This is a genomic window from Gemmata algarum, from assembly GCF_034097035.1.
In the GTDB taxonomy this organism is placed as follows: domain Bacteria; phylum Planctomycetota; class Planctomycetia; order Gemmatales; family Gemmataceae; genus Gemmata; species Gemmata algarum.
In genome coordinates this window covers 1-2,015 of the sequence record NZ_JAXBLV010000062.1, presented here as the reverse complement: position 1 = coordinate 2,015, position 2,015 = coordinate 1, and the positions used below count along the sequence as shown (strand labels likewise).

2 protein-coding genes are annotated in these 2,015 nt (G+C 67.5%); both read right to left on the bottom strand.

What is annotated here, in order from left to right; all coding sequences use genetic code 11:
- Positions 1-114: 114 nt before the first annotated feature.
- Positions 115-927 (bottom strand): sugar phosphate isomerase/epimerase family protein, encoded by an 813-nt coding sequence (locus R5W23_RS07025; RefSeq protein ID WP_320685727.1) that lies wholly within the window; start codon positions 925-927, stop codon positions 115-117.
- A 121-nt stretch (positions 928-1,048) separates the two neighbouring features.
- Positions 1,049-1,915 carry a branched-chain amino acid aminotransferase gene (locus R5W23_RS07020; RefSeq protein ID WP_320685726.1) on the bottom strand — a complete coding sequence of 289 codons (867 nt, stop codon included), beginning with the start codon at positions 1,913-1,915 and terminating at the stop codon, positions 1,049-1,051.
- Positions 1,916-2,015 lie beyond the last annotated feature (100 nt).

Genomic DNA, 2,015 nt, shown 5'->3' with positions numbered 1-2,015 from the left:
TGCAGGCGTGGATACGGATCAACCGGATTCGGTATGAGAGGGTCTTTGGCGGCTCTTCTCGCCCCGGCACGTCGCGCCGAGCAAAGGCGGGGCAAAGGCCCGCGCTCCGGCGTGTCACCCGACGAGGCGGCGGAACGCGGCGACCGTTTGGCGAGCGGCGGTGTCCGCGTCGGGCAGCGGGAGGATCTCGGCCGACAGGTAGCCCGCGTACCCGACTTCCACCAGCGCCGCGACGACCGGAACGAAATCCGTGTGGCCCAGCCCGGCGGCGCGGCGGTTGGAGTCCGCGAAGTGGACGTGCCCGATCCGCGGGCCGGCGCCGCGGATCGCGTCGGCGAGGTTCGTTTCCTCGATGTTCATGTGGTACAGGTCGGCGAGGATCTTCACCCGCTCCGCGCCGATCGCGTTCAGCAGGGTGACGGCGTCGCCGAGCGTGTTGACGAGGTTGGTCTCGTACCGGTTCAGCGGTTCGTAGAGGAGCGTGGTGCCGAGGTCGGCGGCGTGCGCGTCGAGCTTGAACAGCGCGTGACCGAGGTACCGGAGCGCTTCCGGCTTGGTGACGCCGTCGCCCCAGCGGCCCTGCATCGAGCCGATGATGGCGGGCGCCTCGAACCGCGCGGCCAGGTCCATGACCGACTTCACGAACGCGATCGCTTTGTCGCGAACGGCGGCGTCCGGGCTGGTCAGCGAGAGCTTGTGCTTCACCCAGCCCGCGCCCGTTCCGACGGCCGCGAGCGCGAGGCCGTGTTCGTCGAGCAGGGAGCGGAGCACCGCGGGATCGACGGCGTCCGCGCCCGGGGGGAACACCTCGACCGCGTCGAACCCGCGGGCGGCGGCTTCGCGGCACCCTTCGGCCAGGTCGTCCCAGTACACAAAGGGACCGCCGCGGGCTTCCGGCACGAGCGAGATGGTGACGGCGGAGAGCATGAGATACCAGGGTTTTTGACGGGACGAACAGGATACACAGGATTGAAGACAAGACCGAGTTCTGCCCTGATCCTGTCTGTCCTGTTCATCCTGTCGAAAAGTGCCTTGTTCGGCCGCCCGATCAGCTCCGCACGAGCGCCGAGTAATCTGCGATCATCTGCTGGGTGATCGGGCCGACCTCGAACTCCTGCTTGTCGATCGCGCTCACGGGCTGCACCTCGACGGCGGTGCCGGTGAGGAACACCTCGCTGGCCTTGGCGAGTTCGTCCGGCCAGATCTCGCGCTCGACGACCTTGATCCCGCGCGTGCGGGCCAGTTCCATCACCGTCTGGCGGGTGATGCCGTTGAGGATTGTCTCGGTGGTCGGCGTGTGCAGCTCGCCGTTGATGGCGAGGAACAGGTTCGCCCCGGTCGCCTCGGAGAGGCGGCCCTTGTAGTCGTGCATGAGCGCGTCCTGCACGCCGGCGGCGAGCGCCTCGTCCTTGGCGAGCGTGCAGATGATGTACAGCCCCGCGGCCTTGCTCCCGGCGGGGGAGCTTTCCGGGCTGGGCCGCTTCCAGCGGCTGGTGACGAGCTTGATGGCCTTCTGCCCGTAGTACGCGCCCCACGGGAACGCCGCGATCATCACGTGGACCTTCGTGCCGATGGCGGACACGCCGATCACCTCGGCGCCGCGCCACGCGAGCGGCCGGACGTACCCCGAGTCGAGCTTGTTCTCCTTCACGACCAGTTCGGTCGCGCGGTCGAGCTCTTCGACGCTGTAGGGGAGCTCGTAGGCCAACATGTTGGCCGACTTGTGGAGCCGCTCGGAGTGCTCGCGGAGCTTGAACACCTTGCCGTTGTAGATCCGCTCGCCCTCGAACACCGAGTTGCCGTAGTGCAGGCTGTGGGTGAGGACGTGGGCCTTGGCCTCGCGCCACGGGACGAGGTTGCCGTTGTACCAGATGACACCGTCGCGGTCGTCCATAGGAAGCGCGGGGCCGGCCATATCGCGTACTCCGTCTGAGCGAGAGAGGAACTCGTTCCTGTTTAGTGTATCACTGGGGATCAGAGTTGGGGCGGGATAGGTTGGCGGCCCGAAGTGCGTG